We start from the raw sequence: 23071 nt of genomic DNA on the forward strand, positions 1-23071 counted from the left end.
CCCTGACTGTTTACTGTTGACTGTTCACTGATTTCAGGTTCGGGTATTGCTAACTCAAATTATGATTCACTCACTTCTGGCGAAAATATGGATATTTTCATTATATGGGTTGGTTTTCCCAGAAAAGCGACAATAAATTAAGTGAGTATTTGCAGGACAAGAAAACTGATTTCCAATTCTGAGCTAGTTAATGAATAGAAATTACAGTCTCATTCAGAATCTCCACACCTTTTTCTTTACAGCGCGTTAGCGTAACACTAAGCTGGGTTTAGGATTGATCCAGAAGATTTACGCAGGCGATCGCTCGATGTCTATTCCCCAAATTAGTGAATTTACTATCCGCCGTCATGCCAACGCCAAATCTTTCCAGCGGGGCGAGGCATATTATCATGCTGGTGCTGTTAATGCCGTTATCCAACGTGGTCATCTGCTTCAGGCAGATGTTGTAGGCACTGAAGCTAGACCTTATCATGTCAACCTGAATTTCGATAGCAGTGGGTTAACCTCAGTAAAATGCACCTGTGCCTACGACTATGAAGGGTGGTGCAAACACATTGTCGCCACGATGCTCGTTTGTGCGCGTAACTCAGAAAATATTGAGCAGCGCCCTACCCTTGAAGAACTACTAAATCGCCTGGATCATATCCAAACTCAAAGGCTGCTGCAAGAGTTGGTAGCAGAATACTCACCGCTGATTGAGGCAATTGACCGTCATGTAAGTTGGATGACAAATCCTGCTGACAACCAAACAACCATAAAATTCGTGCGCCGCAATACTCTTGATCCCGCTCCCTTTCGGCGGCAAGTACGGCAGATTCTCAAGGATACCGTGCGCTACTTTGAGGAGGGATACGAAGAAGACCCGATTGGCGAAGATTTGCTGAGTGTAGTGCAAACTGCGGTTGATTTTAGCGAACGAGGAGAAGGTGAAAATGCGATCGCTATTTTGTCAGCGATTACCTCTACCTGTGCGGAAAATTGGGATGATGTTGCCGAATATGGCGCTGAAAATGATGAAGTTGTCGGGGAATTAAATAATGCTTGGTGTGAAGCAGTTCTGATTGCCGAACTTACTCCAGAAGAAAAAGTTGATATTCAAATAAATTTGGAAGCTTGGCAGGATGAGTGGAATGCTGATTTTGGTCTAGTCATGGAGGCTTTACGCCAAGGTTGGGATTATCCGCCGCTGGTACAAGTTCTCCAAGGTAACATTACTGAAAGGGGAGCTTGGGAAGAAGACGTACCAGATTATGCTGATGATTTGGCATTAATTCGCCTGAAAATTCTCGAACGTCAAGAACGTTATCAAGAATACCTGTATTTAGCAGAAGCAGAAGGGCAAACCCAGCAATATCTCACAATGTTGGGGCGTTTAGGTAGGGTAGAAGAAGCAATTGATGCTGCTCAAACCCAGATGAACTCAATGGAAGAAGCCTTTGCCCTAGCGAAAACACTCAGCGTTCAGGGGGCGTTACAGCAAGCACTAAATATAGCCCAGAGTGGATTAAATTTACCGGGTAATTGTCAGTATGAATTGGGAATTTGGACAAGTGATTTAGCTAGTGAGTTGGGTAATAGTGAAGCTGCTTTATTAGCAATCAAAGCGGCTTTTCAAATGAAGCCCTCCTTTGTGGATTACCAAAGGATGGCAGAATTAGCTGGGGAAAACTGGGAAAGTGTCAAAACAGACCTGCTGAGAATTGTCCGTACTTATAGTGGTTGGGGAACAGAATCAGCCAAGGTAGATATATTCTTGCATGAGGGGCTAATTGATGATGCAATTGCGATCGCTAGTGAACTAAGTTCCGATCGTTCAGAGTTAATTCACCGAGTCATGGATGCTGCTATCCCTCATAATCCTGGTTGGGTGATTGCTAATGCTCGTCGTCGTGCCGAAAAGATTATGGATGCAGGTAAAGCCGAATACTATTATTACGCGGTTGAATGGTTGAAAAAGGCGCGTAATGCCTACCTGAAATCGGGGAAGGAAGCTGACTGGTTAAGCTATCGAGAAAACTTGATGCAAACTCACGCTCGTAAACGTAAATTAATGGGAATGTTTAAGGAAAGTGGTATGGAGTGAAGAAGGCAGCCGGTAGGAGGTTGCAATGAGCTGTGTAGGCTTATCTTTCAGAGACGCACAAGGGAAAGACCTACACTGATTGCAACACACTAAATCAGAAATTTGGTATCAGATTTAAATTGCAAAATAAAGCACGGAGACGCTACACGTAGCTTGCTTCCACGTAGTGGTACGGGAAGCCTTTGACTACATAAATTTTGCCTACCAAGGATTTCGGGCAACGCATAATTAATTTAATTTCACCAGATATCTCATTGATACTTTTAAGTCTGCAATCACCAGATGATTTAGCTTTTAAATTGAGATTTGCTCAAGATATCAACTTTAGCGACAAAAGATGAAGTAAGATTCACATCTGAAGCAGTCCCCGTATAATCCCACAATTATTGACAAAAAATAGTCCAGTGCGATGATTGATAAATACCCTCAGAATATTATAGTGTCCTGCTTACCGCTGAGTATGCTTCTATTACTTAGCAGTACATTTTTAAGTCCACTGAAAGCTCAGGCTGTTGATACTACACAATTACCAACTAGTGATTTCATCCTATCACAACAAATTCCACCACCACCACCACAGGATATCCAACCACCCACACCTTCACCACTTCCCTCACCTGAAGTGCCACAGCCACTCCCCCCACCAGCAGAACTACTTCCACCCTCTGCCCCAACTCCCACACCTGATGCACCACTCCCTGGTAACTTTCCTCAAACTATTGTTGTTGAACGTTTTGAAGTTGTTGGTAGCACAGTTTTCAGTGCCCAAGAATTAGCTGAAGCCACTGCTGAATTTACCAAACGACCGATCTCACTGACTGAAGTGTATCAAGCACGTTCTAAAATCACCGAGCTATATGTCAAAAATGGTTACATTACTTCTGGTGCGTATATTCCACCTCAAACAATCCAATCCGGTGTTCTCAAAATTCAGGTGGTCGAAGGTAAATTAGAAGATATTCAGGTAACTGGAACTCGGCGGTTGAATCCGAATTATGTCCGTAGCCGACTAGCAATCGCGACATCACCGCCTCTGAATCGCCAGCGTCTATTAGAAGCCCTGCAACTGCTGCAACTTAATCCTTTGATTCAAAACGTGACTGCTGAACTCTCAGCAGGATCGCGGACGGGTACGAGTCTTTTGGAAGTTAAAATCAGTGAGGCAAAAACCTTTAGTGGCCAAATAGTTCTTGATAATGGGCGATCGCCTAGTGTTGGCAGTTTCCGCCGCGGATTACGATTAAATGAAGCCAACTTACTCGGATTGGGGGATGGTCTGAGTGTAGGCTACACCAATACTGATGGTAGCAACTCCTTTGACGCTAGTTACACGTTGCCTCTTAATCCCCGCAACGGAACGCTTACCTTTAACTATGGCACTACGTCGAGCAATGTCATTGAGCCTCCTTTCGACTTCCTAGATATCGAATCGGCTTCTCGCTACTACGAACTGACATTCCGCCAGCCAATAATCCAAACTCCTACGCAAGAATTCGCTCTGGGGTTAACAGCTTCCCGACGCGAAAGTGATATCTCGTCCTTGTTACAGAGAGAAGGGGTTCCCGCCTCTGAACTTTCGCCTGGTGCTGATGATGAGGGACGCACTAGGGTATCGGCGTTGCGATTTTTTCAAGAATGGACGAGTCGTAACAGTCGTGAAGTCATCGCTCTACGTTCTCAATTTAGTTTGGGCATAGATGTGTTGAATGCCACAGTTAATCAAGATGCTCCTGATAGCCGTTTTTTTGCTTGGCAAGGGCAAGCGCAGTGGGCGCGCCTTTTAGCTCCTGAAACCTTATTGTTATTACGTTTAAATACGCAACTCGCATCTACAAAACTTCTGCCTATAGAACAATTTGGCTTAGGTGGGCAGGATAGCATTCGAGGCTACCGTCAAGATTACCTGTTGACAGATAATGGCACTTTTGTTTCTGCGGAAGTTCAAGTACCGATTCTGCGCTTACCGCAGATAGATAGCATATTACAAGTTATCCCTTTTGTGGATTTTGGTGTTGGCTGGAACAGTTCTGGTCAAGATAATCCCGACCATAATACTTTAGCTGCTGTTGGTCTGGGGTTGCGTTGGACACAGGGCGATCGCTTCACCGTTCGTCTTGACTGGGGTATTCCTTTGGTATCTGTTAACAACTCAAATGAGAGAACATTACAAGAAAACGGTCTGTATTTTAGTTTGCTCTATAATCCTTTTTAACCGCTGTTCACATCCACCCTCAACTTTGAATAGGGTGAATATAGACAGTAGTCAATGATGAAAATATAAACATTATCTAAGTTTTTATAAAAAAGACCCTGGGTTATGATTCCAGGGTGAATACACGTTTTTCAGGCATTAATAGATTGAATAATAACTTTGTAAAATAGTTATTTCTACTATCTATAGAATGATACAACAGTAGATTTAGTTATTTTAGTCGATCGATACATCTGCCATTGGAAGTATACAAATATTGGAAGAGACAAGTTATCCGGCAATATTCTGATTGGATTAACCTCCCAATGCTGCTGTAATTAATCCATATAATTTAAGCTAATTTAATTTTTTGAGGGGCATAAAAATACATCAAAAATTAAATGTAATTTCTTGGGATATATCCGCAAAATAATCTGTGGTGAAGGAGAATAGCTTAAGTGTTTTTAGGTAGTTGCACGGTAAATAAACTACCTTTTCCTAGTTCAGAAGCTACCTGGATAGTTCCTGCGTGCCCTTCTATAATGCGGTGGGATAGATGTAGTCCTAAGCCACTACCTGAGCGTTTATTTCTACCTTGGCGAAATCGCTCGAAAATGGTTGCCTGATCTTCTGGCGCAATCCCATATCCTGTATCTTGTACCTCAATTATTACCGAATCTGGATCTCCTGGATTAGATGATGTTTCATAAATACGGATTTTTATGCCTCCTGTATCTGTAAATTTGATGGCATTTGCGATCAGGTTGTTTAACACTCGCCGTAATTCCAAACGATCGCCCATGATAATACCAGCGTTTTGACTCAGTGGATCTAATTCACGGGTATCTATTTCCAGAGTCAAGCCTTTTTCATTAGTTAGAGGACTTAGTTCGCTGACTACTTCTTGAGATATCTCACATAAATCGCATTCCTCCCAATTCAACGTTTTTTTACCTGCCTCGAAGCGATAGACTTCTAACAGGGTGTTCACCATTTCCATCAAATTTTGGTTACTGCGAATCATGACTGCGATCGCCTGTTTCATTTCCGGCGAAATTTTGCAGAATGTTTCCATTTCAAACAAATTCAACATCCGATCGGCGGCTACTAGGGGAGTTCGCAAATCATGAGTCAGACGGGAAACAAAATCTTCCCGTTGGCGGGCCATTTTTTGTTGTTCGTCCAGACTGTGCTTGAGACGTAATAGCGATCGCACTCTTGCCAGTAGTTCATCAGTATCAAATGGTTTACGAATAAAATCATCAGCACCAGCATCCAAACCTTCGACAACGCTGGATTGATGAAAGGCAGTAATTAATAGGATTGGAATATAAGAGATTGCAGGATTATTCCGAATCCGACGTGTGACTTCATAGCCATCTATCCCCGGCATCATTACATCTAACAGAATCAGATCGGGTGGAGATTGCTCAATTTTCCGTAAAGCCTTTATTCCATCTGAAGCCAAATCAATTTCATACCCCTCACTTTCTAAAATTGCTTGAACCAAAATGAGATTATCTTGAGTGTCGTCAACTGCTAAGATCCGATAAATTTTATTATTTTCAACTACAGACATGATTTATAAATTTTTATCAGTTTTTTTGGAAGTAATTTTTAAATTTAGGATATTCTATTGGCTTTCCTGGATTGAGAAGATGACTGATGAGGATTTTTAGCAGGGCAAAAAAAATCGTCGTTATCGTTATCTAACTGTGAAACTGGAGCATGGGCTGCTACAGTCGGTAATGTAATTTGACGTGGCAATTCAATTTTAAACATTGAACCTACCCCCAATTTACTCTCAAGAAATATTTTACCGCCCATCATTCGCACTAGCGAGTCTATAATTGCCAAACCCAGACCTGTACCTGGATATTTGCGAGTGATAGTTTGATCGACTTGCCGAAATGCTTCAAAAATATGCTTAAAATCTCTGGGGGCTATACCTATACCTGTATCTTGAACGACAATTACTACTCGATTTCCCGGTAGTTCCTTAACCTCAACCCAAATTTCACCAGATTCTGTGAATTTAATGGCGTTGGAAAGCAGGTTAATCAAAATCTGCTTGACACGAACTGGATCGTTAAATACCAAAGGATTTTGCAAATCGGTTTGTACTAACAATGAAAGATTTTTAGCATCAGCTAGGGAACGCATTTCACTGACAACAAGATTGATTACCTTTGATATATTAAATCTTTCTGCCTTTAAATCTAATCCTCCTCCTTCCAGCTTGGAAAAGTCGAGAACTTCGTTGAGTAGCATCAGTAAATGCTTCCCATTATTCAAAATGCGCTCAACCATATCTGCTTGCTGGCGCGTTAGCTGACCGAATTTAGGACGCAGCAGTATTTGCGAAAAACCAATAATCGCATTCATCGGCGTTCTAAGTTCGTGAGATATAGTTGCCAAAAAAAGTGATTTTAGACGTGATGCCTCCAATAGCTTGAAGTTTTGCATTTGAATCTGTTGTTGTTGTCTCTCCAATTCTTGGTTCTGACAAATGAGTTGTTCATGAGTTTCTCTGAGTTGCTGATTTGCCAAATCCACCTGCATTTCCGCCCGATAAATCCGAATCACATTCCGCAAAACCTGCGACAAAGTTTCTGGAGATATTCTAGATTTAGAGAGATAATCTGTAGCACCAGCTTTCAATAATTGGAGAGTAATTTGTTCATCTCCTTGACCAGTTAGGACTACTAAAGGAACTTTAATTTCTGAAGAACCTAGCTGTTGAATCAAAGTTAATGCATCCCGATCTGGTAAGGAATAGTCGAGGAAAACACAATCGTAAGCAGTAACGCTTAAGACAGAGAAAGCATCATTACCATTGCCTACTTCAGACAGTTGCATCTGAACACCTGCTGTAGTCAGGGCAGAACGGATTGCTATCCGGTCTACTTCGTCATCGTCTACAACCAAAATTTTCAGCGTCTCTTCCATCGGTTTTTATTTTCGCCGCCAAACATAGGTTGATGTATAATATTTCTCTTTTTCAGATTATCCAACTAAAGAATATAAGATTTTCGGATATCTAAAACCTGTAATTTGATTGATTAAGATATTTTGCATAAGATCCACTTTAATACTTGCTTGACGTTCACCACATCAACTTTGTTATCCTCCATTAGTAGTATGTCGATCGCTCTTTCGGGCCTTCCCTTGGGTTGAATTGAGTCTGTTGTATCTTGAATTTGGTTAATTTACCAGATTCTGGTAACTAAACTCCTAGCAAATGACCAATGTCCTGCAAAAAATTAGTAATTAACAAGCACACACCGCTGATATAAAGTAAAATAAAATACTTTACCAAGCTTAAAACTAATTGTAGATGAGTGAGCAAGCCACCGTCGTCAGTCATTGGTGAGAGTTGCATCCGATTATCGTGTACCATAAGCTTGAACAGTTTTACCTATCAGGTTAGTTAGACTAGGTAAATAAAAAAGTAATATCTATAGCTATTTGTGAATCTGAAGTAATCCTACCTCCTGAAATTTCAACAATTTTCTTAGCGATCGCCACATCTGTATTAGTATTTTCCCGGTTATATCGAACTTATAGATGTTCGCAAAATTACTAACCCTTAATGCCGAAGAAAGGTTCCCGACAAAAGTTAGGCAAAAATTCAAAACCTAAAAGGGGAGAGGTTCGTACAGAGGGTTTGTATTATATCCTGTAAAAAGTCAGACGAACAAGTTAGTCACCAAGAATTACGAATTACTTTGCTGTTCGTGATTTCACCAAATTTTAACGCTGCCTGATTCCCTTCCATGAGGATCTCTATTGGCTCTATCAATCGGATGAATCCAAAGGTTTGATTAAAAATTGCTCGCATCCATCGTTCACTTTCTCGTAAAGCAACTTTCACGATCTGTAATTTTTTCATTTTCGTAAGCCTTTTTTAAAGTTTGAGCCAAAATAATACTAATTAACCAATTGAACAGGGCAACTCAAAGCTGAATTATCAGCAAGGGGCAGCAATTTGGCATTCGTTTCAATATTTCATACTTTTTATGTAAGTATCTATATATCTCCAGCTAGATTTGGCCTCTATCTAAATATAAAACTTTTGACTATTTGTTATTTCTATCGGTGGATGCAGACAGGTTGAAATATCATCTATCTTGAGTATGGGAAAATTAATGAGATAATAGTTACAAAAGGCAATACTTTGAAAGATGCAAACAGCGCAAGAGTGAGTGTAGCAATGAATGAAATTAGTATTATTTTAATTGAAGATCATGACTTAACGCGAATGGGGCTACGAGCAGCATTACAGTCTCATAGCGCATTGAAAGTAATTGGGGAAGCGGCAAATGCTACCCAAGGGTTAAAACTTTTAGAAACGGCAAAGCCTGATGTAGCGGTAGTAGATATCGGCTTGCCTGACATGGATGGCATCGAACTCACTCGCAAATTCAAACGCTCCCAGGCTGAAAATGGTGGGCAATCTACTACAAAGATTCTCATCTTGACAATGGATCATACAGAGGATGCTGTACTTGCAGCCTTCGCAGCTGGCGCTGATTCTTATTATATGAAAGAAACCAGCATCAGTAAATTAACTGAGGCAATTCAAGCAACTCACGGCGGTAACTCTTGGATCGATCCGGCAATTGCCAACGTGGTATTGCGGAAGATGCGGCAAGGTATTCCTGGAGAAAGTCAAGGTTCTGACAAGCCGAAGACTGTAAAAATTGAGGCGCTGGCGACAGAATACGAGCAAGTTTTGGAAACATACCCTCTGACTCAACGGGAACTGGAAATCCTAGAGTTGATTGTAGCTGGGTGTAGCAATGGGCAAATTGCCGAGAAACTCTACATTACAGTTGGTACTGTCAAAACCCATGTTCGTAATATTCTAAATAAACTATGTGCTGATGACCGTACCCAAGCTGCTGTGAGGGCCTTACGTTCAGGGTTGGTGGCGTAAGGGATTAGGGACAAGGGAGATGAGGGGACAAGGGGACAAGGAGAACAACCTGCCACAATGCCCCATACCCACTGCCCCATTATCCCAATTTTTCCCGCAAGCAATTAGCAATACGTAGTGCGGCTCCCGGTTTGCCCATGCGTCGCCCACCATTTTCAGCGATAATTTGCAAATTATCAGGGTTTTTAAATAGGGATTGTACAACCTTCGCTACTTCTGCTGGTTGATGAATTAAAATCAAAGACGATCCCAGAAGGCGACTTTGAGATTCAGCAAAGCCAAGGTTATATTGTGGCCCATTACCGGAAATTGCGATCGCAGGTTTGCCTAAACCGATAAACTGTTCTGTAGCTGTACCTGCCATTGCGATCGCTATATCTCCCAAATGCAAGCAATCATTATAGGCTTGTTGTGTTAATAGCAAATAAGCATTTCTCTGTTTAAATGTCAAGACATTTGGATCGCGAAGTTGGATAGGAGATGCTGATTCAGTGCGCCAGCCTTGGGATTGTACACTTTGGGATAAAATATTAGAGTCTAAACCAGGAGCGATCGCACCTAAAAACACTACTGTGTTAGAAGTATAAAAGATTGAATCTCGCTGTTGAAAACTTGCCATCAATGCAGATACAGCAATCATAATTGTTTCCCAGTTAGTGTATGCTTCTGGCGGACGAGAACCAGGAAGAAGAGTCACTACAAAAGGTCGAACAGTCTCTTGCTGTTGGATATTCTGACTATAAAATTGTTGGCGTGAAAACGTCGGTTCTAGACCATCCATCATGGGATTACCCAAATAGAAAGCTGGAATTGGCCATTGTTTTAATGTTTCCGTCGTCAGCGCATCTCTAAGGAACACAGCCTTACAACGGCGACGACTCATTAACCAACGTTCCCAAGGATGGTAAACTGAACCAGAAAAGTTTTCCCAACCTGCGTCTTTAGATTTCCGTGGTAATAATCCAGCTTCATCTCGCACATAATATTCAGATTTAGCTGTACCGACAAAAGCATAATTAGCGCCACTGAATGTTGCAAACAACAGCGGCAAAATATCTCCCACTGCTAAAATCGCTCTTCTATTACCTAATTTTTTTTGAGAACTCACCCAACGGCGGATAGCTTTAATTTGGCTGAAGGTAAGTTTCAATAAACCACCGCGTACATCCCGCGCTAATTGGCGGCCATCCATATAAATAAAGCCGCCAGAAGGCATATTCAGGACTGAACCGATAAAGGGGATATCCAACTGTTCATAAGCACGTCCTTCACCCACCAGAGGCAAAGCAAATATCTCTGGTGGGTTTGGTTGTCGTTGGAGTTCTTGCAAAATCTGAACTGCAATCATATCTTCCCCATGACCATTACTTAATACAAGTAACCGCAAAGGAGAAGTAGCAGATTGGGGGTTAGAAGCTAGGGATGACCGAGATAGATTACTCATAAGAAACAAAATATCAAAATTAACTGTCTGTTTGGGTAAGAGGTATAAATAGGGAAATCGACGAAGAAGCTGGAAGTTAGTATTATCCCTATTCGCTAGCGTCTCTACAACTAACTCCCAGTTAATTAGGTTAAATATTATGCGAGTTTCTACTACTGCTATTTTTACTTTAGCTACTTTAGCTGCTGGCAATGTTACTCAGCAAGCAACGGCTGCACCTGCTAAAACCGTTACTCCAACTGCAAAAGCTGGTAACTTGGTGGTGCCGATAATTGAAGACACTCCCGCACGGGTAGAGACAATTGCTTCCCCAGAAACTATAGTTGCACAACAATTTTCCCAAAATTCCGTCACCGTGCAAACAGGTGCAAACAAAAATTCCCCAGTAGTCTTAAAATCAACAGATAAGGGAAACTCTTCCGTAACACTCCCCATCATCTCTTCCTCTCCCTCATCCCCCGCGACTGAAGGCGATTTGGTAGTCAGAGCTACAGATGTACAGGTGGTGGGAGTCAATCAAGAATTACAGCAAATCATTCGCCAGGTAATTAAAACCCAAGCTGGTGGAGAAACCAGTCAAAGCCAGCTACAAAAAGATGTAACTGCAATTTTGGATACAGGTTTATTTAGCAGTGTCAGTGTGAATAGCTTTAGCACACAGGCTGGATTGAATGTAGTATACCAAGTTCAACCAGTGATTGTGCGATCGCTGCAATTATCTGGTGCTAAAGTACTTACCTATCAAGTCGCCCAACAACGTTTGCAATCTCAGATTGGAACCACCATCAACCCCAGTGGACTGCAACAAGCAGTAGCACAAATTAACAAGTGGTACGCCGACAATGGTTATAACTTGGCGCGGGTGCTATCAATTAAACCCAGTTCTCAAGGCATTCTCACTGTGAATGTTGCTGAAGGCTTGGTGAGTGATATCAAATTTCGCTTTGTCAACGATGAGGGTAAAACCGTTGATAGTAAGGGTAATCCCGTTGGAGGACGCACCAAAGCAGATTTCTTACAACAACAACTCAAGTTGAAACCCGGTCAAATTTTCCAAGAAAATGTCGTTAAACAAGACATTCAACAGCTATATCGTACTGGTTTATTTGAAACTGTGAATGTTGCCTTAGAAGGAGATGCGACAAAACTTGATTTAGTCTACCAACTCAAAGAAACTGGGGCACGTGGTGTTAACTTGGGTGGTAGTTACAATGCCGATCAAGGATTGGTAGGTACAATCAACTATCAAGATCAGAATGTCGGCGGTGTGAATGATACTTTCGGTGTGAATGTTGGGGTAAGTAGTCGAGACTTGCAGTTTAATACCAAATTTACCAGTCCTTATCGGACAACTAACCCCGATCGCTTCGGCTACACTGTAAATGGTTTTCGTAGTCAGGAACTTTCGGAAACTTTTGATGACAAGATTAAGTTAACCAACGGCGACAAAGTGCGAGAAGGTCAAATTGGCGGTGGTGTCAGCTTGCAGCGACCAATTGACGACTGGAATACCTCATTAGGATTAAACTATACCCGAACTAGTATTCGCGATCGCCAAGGTAATATTACCCCAACTGACGTTCAGGGCAATCCCCTATCTGCTAGTGGAACTGGTATTGACGACCTAACTACCGTATCCTTCACCGCCACCAAAGACCAACGAGATAATCCCCTCAATCCAACTCAAGGTTCCGTTTTGAGTCTGAGTACAGAACAATCTGTACCCATCGGTCAAGGTAATATTTCCCTCAATCGCCTCAAAGCTAACTACAGCCAATATTTACCAGTACAGCTATTTAACAGCAAACAGCCACAAGTATTTGCGGTAAATGTCCAAGCTGGTACTGTCATTGGGAATTTACCGCCTTACGAAAGCTTTAACTTGGGTGGTTCCAACTCAGTGCGCGGTTACGATTCTGGAGAAGTTGGCAGTGGGCGCAGTTATGTGTTGGCTTCCGCAGAATACCGTTTTCCCGTCTTACCAATCGTAGGCGGTGTATTGTTTGCCGACTTCGCCTCAGATTTAGGCTCTGGTGATACTGTATTAGGAGATCCGGCAGGTGTACGGGATAAACCAGGTTATGGTTTTGGTTATGGAGCGGGAGTGCGATTAAATTCACCACTTGGCTTAATTCGAGCTGACTATGGCATTAACGACCAGGGAGAAAGCAAAGTGCATCTAGGAATTGGGCAGCGATTTTAATTTGAGTTCAGGCGTTGCTGAGAAATGTCATATCCAAAAACTAAATATGCGTTATCCAGAACCCTTGTAGAGACGTAGCAGTGCTATGTCTCTACATTTTTTTTCACTCATATCTCTATTAGCGATCGCCTTTGAAAATGACTTTTATAAATTGGCCAATTTATTACACAATATTTAATAGTATATAAATTTCAATAATCAAAGGAAAAAAGCTATTGTCACGTTTTCACGAGACATTAATTTTTTAATAGCGCTAGTTATGCAGAATAGAAAAAAATATTATAAGTAATAGCATGGAAAAAAGTGTTATTAATGCCAGCCTTTCTACTCAGAACCTAACCTTTCGTCCAGGTGATACTCCTGTATCATTTGAGGTAACTGTCAATAATGATAGCGATCGCTTCGTCAATTTTCAGATAGAAATTACCGCAGCCGGAGAAATCCGCAACACAGGATATCGCTGGTATAGACTCGAACCAGAGGTAGCGGCAGCCAAGCCACCGGGCAGTAGTACCATCTTCCAAGTTTTCGTATTCAATACACCGATTCCGGGATTTGTTGGTACTGTCAACCTGATGGTAAATATTTTTTCACCGCAATTAGCACAACAGTCCAGACTTGTGCTACGCCTGAAAATCGAGCGAGACAATAGACCAACACATTTAAGTGTAGAACTGCCTGTACGAGAGTTCCAAGTTTATCCCCGCAATTCTGTCGATATACCAGTACGGGTGAGGAACTTAGGGCAACAACCAACTGAGGTAATGCTACGTTTTACAGGCGTCGATCCGTCTTGGCTGGCTGGTAGTGCAGAACGCCGATTACCCTTAGATCCAGGTGGTTTGGCAGAAGCTACATTCCAATGCCAACCTCCTTCTGTAGTGCAAGCGCCCAGTCAAAATTATCCTTTTACTATTGAAGCTGTTAGCAATAATGGTTATCCAACTAATGCTGAAGGCAATATTGAAGTTTTGCCAGTGGGTTTTATAGACTTTACTACCACCGAAAAACACCTGAAAATTCCCAGTAAATCGGCATGGTTGCCTGACTGGAAATCTGATACAGCTTCCTTTGAATTACTATTTAAAAATGCTAGCAATCTCAACCAGGAAATTAATGTGCAGGTGCAGGGTAGAGACTGGCGAAAATGTAGTTTTAAAAAGCTTCCCGAAACTGCCAATCTTCATCTAGGAGAGACAAGTAAAGTCATCCTCGATGTTAAAACAAAACGTCCTTGGATTGGAATCGGCAAAACTTTGTTGCTGGAGGCTAAATCGGAATTATCCGATCAACGTTTAGGGAGTACAGACCCAGCCACGCAGACATTAGAAGTAAAGACTCTGCCAATTATACCTTTATGGCTACAATTAGCTGCGATCGCACTTTTAGCTGCACTCCTAGCATTAATCCTGCAACCAAGAGGTGTAATGCATACGCGTTCTGTAAACTCAGTGCGTTTTAGTGGCATTGGTTTATCTGTGGTCAGTGGATCAGATGATTGCACCTTAAGGCTTTGGAGAATTGGTGCTGATAGTTTAGACCCCGATGATACAGTAACATACGCTGGGCAGCCCCTTGCTTGCGATCAACCGCAACAGCCCAAAGGATTGATGGCGATTACTGATGACGCAGTACAAGTCTTACGCTTTATGCCATTACAAAATAATCGTGTTGCTGTTGGTTTAGATAATGGTGTAATTGAACTCAGAGATGTTCCTTCAGGTGTAAAGATTAACCAACTTCAAGACCTTAAAGATCCTAAAGCAAAAGGCGATCGCGTTTTTGATTTAGCTTTTACCTCCAACTCACTTAACTTATTCAGTGGTTATGGCAGTGGTAAAGTGAGACTATGGTCAAGACCAGCGCCTAACAGTGATTTTCTACCAGAACCGCAAGTTATTGACGTACAAAGTAGATTGAAACTCTCAGGTTTCCAAGTCCGGGCATTAAATCTCAGCCCAGATGCAAAAACTCTAGTAATTGCTGGAAACTTTAAGCGTTTTATATTGTGGCAGTGGAATCAAACTCAATCTGATAAACAATCCCCAAGTTTATCAGTGCAAAATCTAGAAAAACTAGACCCATTAGTTGGGCCTGAAGATTATATTTGGGGATTAGCTTTTGTTCCTGACTCAACAGGAAAAATCCTTGCAACTTCTGATTCTGCGGGATTTATTACGATTTGGGATTTAAATCAGTGTCAAACTATCAAAAATCCGAATCCGCTAGAAAAAGTAAATGAACTTAATTGTTTGCAACTAGACCGTTGGTCAGCATCAAAAACATCTGTGCGGACTCTAGCATTTAGTGACGATGGTAGTCTCTTAGTAAGTGGTGGCGATGATGGACGAGTCTTAGTTTGGTACTTAACTCCCGAACATAAACTCGACAAAACAAAAGCAGCAGAAGGTAAACAAATTTATAAAAGCTCTAAAAAAATCAATAGTATCGATTTGAAAACTAATCAAGGAACCATGATTGTGAGTGGTGATGAAGATTTTCAGGTCAAATTACACCGCATCAAATAAGGGAATCAATGACATGCAAGCTAAATTCAATCCACTGCAAGTTATTATCAACCCACCTGGAATTCAATTTGGGATGCCAGGAGATACCATTGAACTCTATATTGTTGTAATCAATCAGGGAAATCAAAGTGCGGTTATTGACTTATATTTTGTTTTTGATGAAGTATTTCAAAATTTAACCGGCTGGTCTAGTTCTCCTAGAGAAAGTTTAGCATTAGCTTCAGGGCAAAATAGTGACGAAGTAAGGTTTGAGTTTCAAATCGCCGCAAATGCTCTCCCAGGAACCTATGACTATACACTAGTCGTAGATTCTCCTCTACATTATCCACAAGATACTCCCATAACTTTCGCAAACCAAATTAAGGTTCTACTAAAAGAACAGACTGCAATTCGGGTGAACGACCCGACATTTTCCATCAGACCTAACACCAACCCTAACAAACCGTTAATTTTCAATTCTAGTGAGCCTCTGCAAGTGGAGGTAATAGTTGATAATCGCTCTTATCTTGTAGATAGATTCCGCTTGAGTTGTCCAGATTTAGACGATGATTGGTTCACAATTAATTATCCTGCAACTGGATTTGAGGGGCCAGGATTAGTGTCTGACGTGACTGCACTAGAACTCAATCCTGGTACTCAAGGTCAAATATTGTTGAAATTTCACCCACCTGGGGATACCCTTGCGGGAAGCTATTCGCCGACAATCCGCTTGTATTCAGAAAACTCTCCAGACTTAGTACTGCTGGATTTGGTGTATATCCAAATTCCGACAAATTATCGCTTAGATATAGAACTTCATACCATTTTGGGACAAGTTAGCCGTAGTCTTGGTAAGTACGAGTTATCACTAGCTAACCAGGGCAATATTGTCCGCGAACTGATATTAAACTTAAAAAGTCGAGACGAAGAAGAACTATATACTTACAAATTTGATCCTACTGAAGTCAGATTATTACCTAATAGAAGTGCTGTGGCTAATTTGACGGTCAAACCCAAACCTTGGTGGCGACGACCGTGGTTTGGTGCAGGGCTAGTAGTCAACTTTCAACTCGACATTAAAGACCCACAAAATTTACCCTTGCCTAACACATTGCCTCAAGGAACTTTGGTATGGAAACCGCGTCCTTGGTGGCAATTTCTTCTGTTAATTTTGGCAATTTTGGGGTTATTGGGAGGGATAGGATTTATCATTTGGCGAATTTTAAACCCCGATCCTTTGAGATTAGAAAATTTTAGTGCAAATGACTCTCAAATTACTGAAGGTGATGAGGTAGCTTTAAACTGGGAAATTCATCAATATAAACAGTTAAAAAAGTTAGTTTTGACGGCTAAAGGTTCCCAACCTATTCAGCCTATTACTTATGACTTTAGCAATGGCATTCCTGAAACACTGGGTAAAGGAAGTGCTAATGAAATCCCTGCTTGTCAGGTACAAGATAAACAAGAGTTAATTTGTAGCAACGTTAAAACTGGAGTGAAAACAAAAGGGAATTACACTTTTGAGTTACAAGCCTTTTATCGCAATGGTATACAAATATTTTCTCCTAATAACAAAGTAGCTAGCCAAACCACCCAAGTAGAAATAGCTGAAAAACAAATTGCTGAAGTACTTAGTTTTCAACCAGATAAACCAGTGTATACAAAAGGTCAAAATATTCTTTTAAGCTGGGCAATTGCCCGTCCATTATTGTTAGCACAAATTCAAATCGCTGGCAGCGCAGATGATGGTACATTATATAATGAGCCAATTACTTATAAATTTAATCAAGGTAATATTACCGACCCGAAACTTCAAAAGCTATGTACACAACAGAATCAACAACTGCGATGTACAAATATTCCTCTTTTAGCAACTAAAGCCGGAAACTTTGTATTTGAAATCAAAGCCTTTCCTAACAATGGAAGTCAAAAAACTAGTTTTAAAAAGACTGAATCAAAAATTGGAATATTACCAAAACCATTTAAAATTGTCTCTTTTAGAATTAACGGTAGCGAACAACCAAATCTGGTTCTCAAGGAAGGTGAATCTGCTACCCTGAGTTGGAGAGTAGAGGGAGAAAATATTCAGGTTAAACTTCTACCATACGGCAATGACGTTCCAGCAGTTGGTTCAATGAAGCTTCCAGTCAATCAAGCCTTCCCCCCTCAAATCGGACTGCTAGTCAATGATATATCTGGTAAGCAACAACCCCAGCAAAGAGGGTTTGCAATCACAGTGCTCAAAAAAGTAGTGCCTACTCCTATACCTGGCATTAACCCAATTCCACCCATTCTGCCACCTAGCAATAGCCCATTTAAGACTCCCTTACCTCAGAGGTAACTTTTTGGGCAATGTGAAAAGCAGAGATATATGAAAGTTGCAGACTGCCTCCAAAATCATCTTCTATGCAATGCCTCAATCCCAAAAATAAAGACTTTTTAGTTTCTGGATCTAATTTTATGTATGGCGAGTAAGTGTTCAAAAGTGTTAAATATTCATCGACAGTGTAGGTTACTTCTGAGATAACTTGTCCTGTTCTCAAATTTTGGAATTGCCCCGAATCAATGGCCATATTTCCTAATTGTGTCAAGATATATTCTTGAGTTTTTTGATCTTCATATCGATCAAGAGATGGAGTATGTAGTTGATAGACTTGCGATAAACTTTGGTATACTTCGTAGCTGGGTTGAAGTTCCTTATTCCACAATAAAATCAGGTAGCCATTCTCTTGCAGGGCATTTGCTGCTTTTGGATATCCAACTTCTGGTGATATCCAATGAAAAGAACTGGCTGCTAAAATGGCATCAAATTCAAGTGGCTTGAGTTCCCACTCTTCAAAGGATGTGTTCTCTATCTCTACATTGGAATATGATTGACAATTCTGTTGAGCTAACCTGAAAAAATCTGGATTAGGTTCTAAGCAGATTATAGAGCAACCCAATTGAGCGATCGCTACTGTTGCAGTTCCAGGGCCACATCCCACTTCTAGAATTTTTGAGTTAGTGGAGAGTTGAGCAAGTTCCACAAGTTGGTGAATCAAATCTTGAGGATAACGTGGTCTTGCTTGATTGTAAGCTTCTGCTGCCGGAGAATACCAATGTTTGCGCTGTTCGAGTTCTGTGCTGGAGTAGCTGATTATTGCTTGTTTTAAGTCTTCCATAATCTATTCAATTTCTGCAAAGAGTGTAAAATTTTGTCTATCGTCGCTTTTGCTAGCTCAATTCCTAGTTTTATGAAAAGCTCGGCGTCTGCGCCCATTTTCAAGCTGAGGTTTTCGCAACGGTACGACCTCAGCTTCACTACTCTCACGTGCTACCCGAATCAACAACCCAGCAGCTATTAAGCTGGCAATCATAGAATTACCACCATAACTAAACATGGGTAAAGGTAAGCCAGTAGTCGGTAGAGAACCTGTAGCAACACCGATGTGGAGCAATGATTGTCCCACCATCAAAGTCGTCACACCGATCGCTACTAATCTATGTACTATATTTTTAGCCTTCAGTGCCACAACTAATCCGAGAGTAGCAAATGTAGCTAAAAGTACCAACAACACCATACTGCCAACAAAGCCAAACTCTTCAGCGAACACCGCAAAAATAAAATCAGTATCTTGAATTGGTAAATAAAACAGCTTTTGTTGAGAAAGCCCATATCCAGCCCCCCAAGTTTTACCAGAGCCCACAGCTAGTAGACTTTGCACCAACTGGTAGCCATCACCTGTAGCATCCGCCCAAGGATTGAGGAATGACATCACCCGCTTACGCTGATACTCTTTAATACTAATACTAAGTAGTGCCAACATCACTCCACCAATTGCTGTTCCTCCCAGGTACTTGTAAGGTAAGCCAGCTGCTAGAGCAATTAGCCAGATAGTCATGCCGCAAAGTGCCGTTGTACTCAAGTTGGGCTGGGCAAGAATTCCTAAAAGTACCAGACCAAAAACACCCAACCACGCGAAGCGAACTCGCCAACTAATTCGTTCCCACTGACCAAAAAGCCGCGCACTTTGCAACACTAAAAAGGGTTTAATTAGTTCTGAAGGTTGAATCGGAATTGGCCCGATCGCAATCCAACGCGCTGCATCAAAAGCTTTTCTTCCCAATCCTGGGATCAGTGTGACAAAAATTAACCCCAAAAACAGCAACAAAAACCAATGGGATAGTCCCAAAATTTTCTGCAATGGCGAATTAACAATAATATTGAATCCAATTAAGGAAACTAAGACCCAAAGCAGTTGACGTTTAAAGTAGTACAACCCATCATTCTGACGGGCATCAGCGACAGGATAAGATGCTGAAAATAGCATGACCAAGCCGACGAACAGCCAAATCAACGTTAACCAGCGCAACAACCGCGCTTCTAATGCCCAGTTGGAGACTGAACTATCAAAAATTGGAATCAGGCGGCGTAGATTCACGATCGGTACAGGTAAAAAGTTAGAAATTAGGAGTTAAAAATAAAACTCATAAATCATAACTTATAACTCATAAGTAGGCTTTACAACCATAAATCTTAAAGTTGTTAACTTCAATACACCACTAATTCAATATTTCTGACAAATTACAATCTCTAATCCGCAACAGAAAAGTATTATTTTATACTAATAAATTAGAATTGCTATAGTTAAGAGCGATCGCTCGAAAATTGACTAAAAGTATTCCTATAAGCTGGATTCCGAGGATATTTATTTAATTAAACTTAATGATTTAACGCAATTAACTGCTTGTCTGTCCATAGACAGGGGAATTTCAATCCAGAACTCAGTTCCCTGCCCTGGTTCTGATATACATCTTAGTGTTCCCCCATGTTTTTCAACTACAATCTGATAGCTAATTGATAAACCTAATCCTGTACCCTTACCTACAGGCTTAGTGGTGAAAAATGGATCAAACAGTCGTTCTTTAACTGCTTTGGTCATTCCTGAACCATTATCAGCAATTCGGATTACACACTTCGTTTCGATGACTTCTGTAGTAATTGTAATTGTATTAGAATTAGCATGAATTTCTGCGATCGCACGTTTACTATCATAGTTATCGAGCGCATCAATTGCATTACTAATAATATTCATGAATACTTGATTGAGTTGACCAGGGTAGCAATCTACTAAAGGCAAATTTCCATAATTTTTTACTACTTTGATCCCAGGATGATCGACACCCTTCTTGAAGCGACTCTGTAAAATCAACAAAGTACTATCCAGTCCCTGGTGAATATCAACACTTTTCTTCTCCGCTTCATCAAGACGAGAGAAATTCCGCAGGGACAAGACAATTTCAGAAATTCTTTCGGCTCCTACTTCCATCGAATTTAGAATTTTTGGCAAATCATCTAGTAAAAAATCTAACTCAATTTCTTTAATGTATTCTTGAATTTCTGACACAGGATTGGCATAAAATTGTTGGTAAAGATGCACAAGCTTCAGCAAACACTGCGTATAATCTTTTGTATATTTCAGATTACCGTAAATAAAGTTAACGGGGTTGTTAATTTCGTGAGCAATTCCTGCAACTAATTGCCCCAGACTGGACATTTTCTCAGCATGGACTAATTGGGCTTGAGTTTTTTGTAGGTCACGAAGGGATTTTTCCAATTTTTTGGATTGAGCCTCAGCTTCCGCTAAATTCTCCTTGATTTGTAGCGCACTCCGTAGTTCTGCCCTTTGCTGTTCCAGTTCGCTTGTTAACTTTTTGGCATCAACCAAAGCAGTATTCTGAGCTTGCAGTAGAAACAGAAAATCAACAATTGGGTCGTGAATTGCAAAGTCTTTCAGTTTGATACCCAGAGGAGCCAGGCTAGTTGTATCTGTAATCCAGGGAGAACCTAAAAAAAATATCACCTCCTGCTCTGGTTGATACATCATCTGACCCTTGAGCTGCATTCCATTGTGGATCAACTCTAATATGAACAGAGCGCGAGACTGTTTAGTAATAGCGTCAAAATCGACCAAAATTTTTGGCCGATTAATCTGGAAATGCTGCTCAATCAATCTACCAACTAGCGGTTCAGGACAAATGCGCTCTAAAACATCACCAGCTTGTACAATTTCCCGATTACGGCTAAAGGCAAAGTGGAAGGGAAAAGCTTTCGCCAGATTTGCTGGCGAAAGTGTAAGGTGAGGAGGAGCCATGCTAATGCATTCAATTTGGTTTATAAATCACTAAAAATTGATCGTGTTCAGCACCCTCATCTCGACTCTGAGTTTGGGTAATATTAACTTCTGTATCAAACCTGGTTCCCAATCCCTCAACTAGTCCAAGAATCATTGGCGTTAACCCTTCTCTATCAGAGCGATAATGTAAGCTCAGGGAATTTTCCTCCATATCAGTACACTCAAATGATGGGGGTTGGAGTTTAGGAAAGCTAACTCCCACGCGAGCATGAAGATTATCAAGGTTTTCTAAAAACTCAGGTAGTGTATCTCCACTCATATCCATCATTTCGCCATAGCCTTCTTGGGCTGTGTACTGAACCCAAAATTCTCCAAAAGCTTGCATAATCTGTGACGAAGGTAAGCCCAGAATGACACTAGCAGCTTTTACCAGCTTGTGGGTGATGTCATCGGGGTAGCCTTCCATACTGAGGAAAACATCTACATCCACCTCTGCTTTGTGCTTAATTTTTTTCCAAGTCTCTTCGCCAAAGCGACTGCACACCATATCTTGAATCGCCTTGTTCACTAATCCGTACATGGAAGCCTCTTCTTGCTGCACCTAACTTTGCTTTGTGATATTTGCCCAAGACTCGATAACTAATTTCTTAAAAAGGTTATTTAAATGACAAAATTTTTTGTATTCAAACCTTGAAATGTTTTATTACAGCTTTAAAAACCGAAAAAATAAGGAAAACTATTCATATTTTAATGCTACAAGCCTTCGGTATTACAACCGTATTTTTACTTATTCCTTTTACCTAGCTATTTTTGAGGGTTTGATGGATGGGGAACTAAAATTTTTAAGTATTTATTTATTTATATTTAACTTATGTTTGTTTTAATCAATTTAGTCTGATAAGACAGAAATACTGGATATATATGTTTTAACAGCCAGATTCGTTTTGAAAATGAAATGGCTTTGGATGCATGAGTTATTTAGTCAATTTAGGATAACTTGGAAAAAATGGTGCTAGAAGAACTTTTAGGATAATCACTAATGCGCGATCGCTTACAATATGTTGTATCCAAACGAGAACTGCTATATTGTTCAATTACCAGGTTTTTTGTAGTATCAATTCTCAACAAAAAAGAGGTCTTTCTCGACCTCTTACCAATTCCCTAAAATAATATTCTATTTACAGAATTACGACAAGCCAGTATTAGCGCCTTGCTTACCAGTTGCCAGTTCCACCTTGATAATTGTGCCACCTGCTTTTTGAATGCGTTGCTGTTCGCGGAACCAGTTTTCATAAGGAACTAGCTTAGTGAAGTAAGTATTTTGCAGTTCGCGTTGGGTACGAATTCGGGTTTGGCTGGGAACTAGAGCAGTAATTTTAAACAAACGGGACATATTTTGAAAATCTCCTGTATACCTTGTGAAAACTTTTTTATCTCAAAATCTTGAGTGCAAATCTTTTAATCATTCAAAGGCTGGAAATCAAACATCAATACTAGACCACCAACACTCATCACTGATAATTTACCAAGATAAGCAATATAACGTTCTAGCACTCACGGCTGATTTCCAGACCTTAATAAAGCCGCA

At 40.8% G+C, this 23071-nt stretch carries 16 protein-coding genes; 6 read left to right on the forward strand and 10 right to left on the reverse strand.

Translation table 11 applies throughout. The features are described 5' to 3' along the window. The first annotated feature begins 307 nt into the window (after positions 1–307). Both CDG76_RS15160 and CDG76_RS15165 read left to right on the forward strand, forming a co-directional pair. A complete protein-coding gene (locus CDG76_RS15160; RefSeq protein WP_190240867.1) occupies positions 308–2083 on the forward strand; it encodes an SWIM zinc finger family protein in 1776 nt (591 codons plus the stop codon). Positions 2084–2543: 460 nt separating this feature from the next. Beyond that, positions 2544–4295 (forward strand): ShlB/FhaC/HecB family hemolysin secretion/activation protein, encoded by a 1752-nt coding sequence (locus CDG76_RS15165; RefSeq protein WP_442946374.1) that lies wholly within the window; start codon positions 2544–2546, stop codon positions 4293–4295. A 433-nt stretch (positions 4296–4728) separates the two neighbouring features. Here the strand turns inward: CDG76_RS15165 and CDG76_RS15170 are convergent, their stop codons facing one another. The 4 genes from CDG76_RS15170 to CDG76_RS15180 form a co-directional block, all read right to left on the reverse strand. Beyond that, positions 4729–5853 (reverse strand): hybrid sensor histidine kinase/response regulator, encoded by a 1125-nt coding sequence (locus tag CDG76_RS15170; protein WP_094349811.1) that lies wholly within the window; start codon positions 5851–5853, stop codon positions 4729–4731. Positions 5854–5897: 44 nt separating this feature from the next. After that, positions 5898–7223, reverse strand: a complete 1326-nt coding sequence (locus tag CDG76_RS15175; protein ID WP_094349812.1) for an ATP-binding response regulator — start codon at positions 7221–7223, stop codon at positions 5898–5900. A 277-nt stretch (positions 7224–7500) separates the two neighbouring features. Next, the gene (locus CDG76_RS37335) at positions 7501–7674 is read right to left on the reverse strand and encodes a hypothetical protein (RefSeq protein WP_190240860.1); all 174 of its coding nucleotides are present in this window, start codon (positions 7672–7674) and stop codon (positions 7501–7503) included. Positions 7675–7980: 306 nt separating this feature from the next. After that, positions 7981–8166 (reverse strand): hypothetical protein, encoded by a 186-nt coding sequence (locus CDG76_RS15180; RefSeq protein WP_094349813.1) that lies wholly within the window; start codon positions 8164–8166, stop codon positions 7981–7983. Between the two features lie 321 nt (positions 8167–8487). Here CDG76_RS15180 and CDG76_RS15185 point away from each other — a divergent pair, with 321 nt between their 5' ends. After that, positions 8488–9213: a response regulator transcription factor gene (locus tag CDG76_RS15185; protein WP_094349814.1), complete on the forward strand. Its 726-nt coding sequence runs from the start codon at positions 8488–8490 to the stop codon at positions 9211–9213. A 79-nt stretch (positions 9214–9292) separates the two neighbouring features. Here CDG76_RS15185 and CDG76_RS15190 read toward each other — a convergent pair whose 3' ends face one another. Then, positions 9293–10657 carry a lipid-A-disaccharide synthase-related protein gene (locus CDG76_RS15190; RefSeq protein ID WP_094350012.1) on the reverse strand — a complete coding sequence of 455 codons (1365 nt, stop codon included), beginning with the start codon at positions 10655–10657 and terminating at the stop codon, positions 9293–9295. 139 nt (positions 10658–10796) lie between these two features. Here CDG76_RS15190 and CDG76_RS15195 point away from each other — a divergent pair, with 139 nt between their 5' ends. From CDG76_RS15195 to CDG76_RS15205, 3 genes are all read left to right on the forward strand, one after another. Further along, positions 10797–12860 carry a BamA/OMP85 family outer membrane protein gene (locus tag CDG76_RS15195; protein WP_094349815.1) on the forward strand — a complete coding sequence of 688 codons (2064 nt, stop codon included), beginning with the start codon at positions 10797–10799 and terminating at the stop codon, positions 12858–12860. A gap of 293 nt (positions 12861–13153) precedes the next feature. Then, complete coding sequence (locus CDG76_RS15200; protein WP_094349816.1) at positions 13154–15388, forward strand: hypothetical protein; 2235 nt, start codon at positions 13154–13156, stop codon at positions 15386–15388. 13 nt (positions 15389–15401) lie between these two features. Then, positions 15402–17708, forward strand: a complete 2307-nt coding sequence (locus CDG76_RS15205) for a COG1470 family protein (RefSeq protein ID WP_094349817.1) — start codon at positions 15402–15404, stop codon at positions 17706–17708. On the opposite strand, the gene CDG76_RS15210 is transcribed toward CDG76_RS15205, so the two are convergent. The 5 genes from CDG76_RS15210 to CDG76_RS15230 form a co-directional block, all read right to left on the reverse strand. After that, on the reverse strand, positions 17683–18528 hold the full coding sequence (locus tag CDG76_RS15210; RefSeq protein ID WP_094349818.1) for a class I SAM-dependent methyltransferase: 846 nt from the start codon (positions 18526–18528) through the stop codon (positions 17683–17685). The two genes, CDG76_RS15205 and CDG76_RS15210, sit on opposite strands and share 26 nt — an antisense overlap. A 57-nt stretch (positions 18529–18585) precedes the next feature. Beyond that, positions 18586–19788, reverse strand: a complete 1203-nt coding sequence (locus tag CDG76_RS15215) for an FtsW/RodA/SpoVE family cell cycle protein (RefSeq protein WP_094349819.1) — start codon at positions 19786–19788, stop codon at positions 18586–18588. Positions 19789–20055: 267 nt separating this feature from the next. Next, positions 20056–21501 carry a sensor histidine kinase gene (locus tag CDG76_RS15220; RefSeq protein WP_094349820.1) on the reverse strand — a complete coding sequence of 482 codons (1446 nt, stop codon included), beginning with the start codon at positions 21499–21501 and terminating at the stop codon, positions 20056–20058. 10 nt (positions 21502–21511) lie between these two features. Further along, positions 21512–22063, reverse strand: coding sequence for a heme NO-binding domain-containing protein (locus tag CDG76_RS15225; RefSeq protein WP_094350013.1), 552 nt, complete (start codon positions 22061–22063; stop codon positions 21512–21514). 606 nt (positions 22064–22669) lie between these two features. Beyond that, the gene (locus CDG76_RS15230; RefSeq protein WP_094349821.1) at positions 22670–22876 is read right to left on the reverse strand and encodes a phycobilisome linker polypeptide; all 207 of its coding nucleotides are present in this window, start codon (positions 22874–22876) and stop codon (positions 22670–22672) included. Positions 22877–23071: the final 195 nt, after the last annotated feature.

It is taken from the genome of Nostoc sp. 'Peltigera membranacea cyanobiont' 210A (genome assembly GCF_002246015.1).
Taxonomy (GTDB): Bacteria; Cyanobacteriota; Cyanobacteriia; order Cyanobacteriales; family Nostocaceae; genus Nostoc.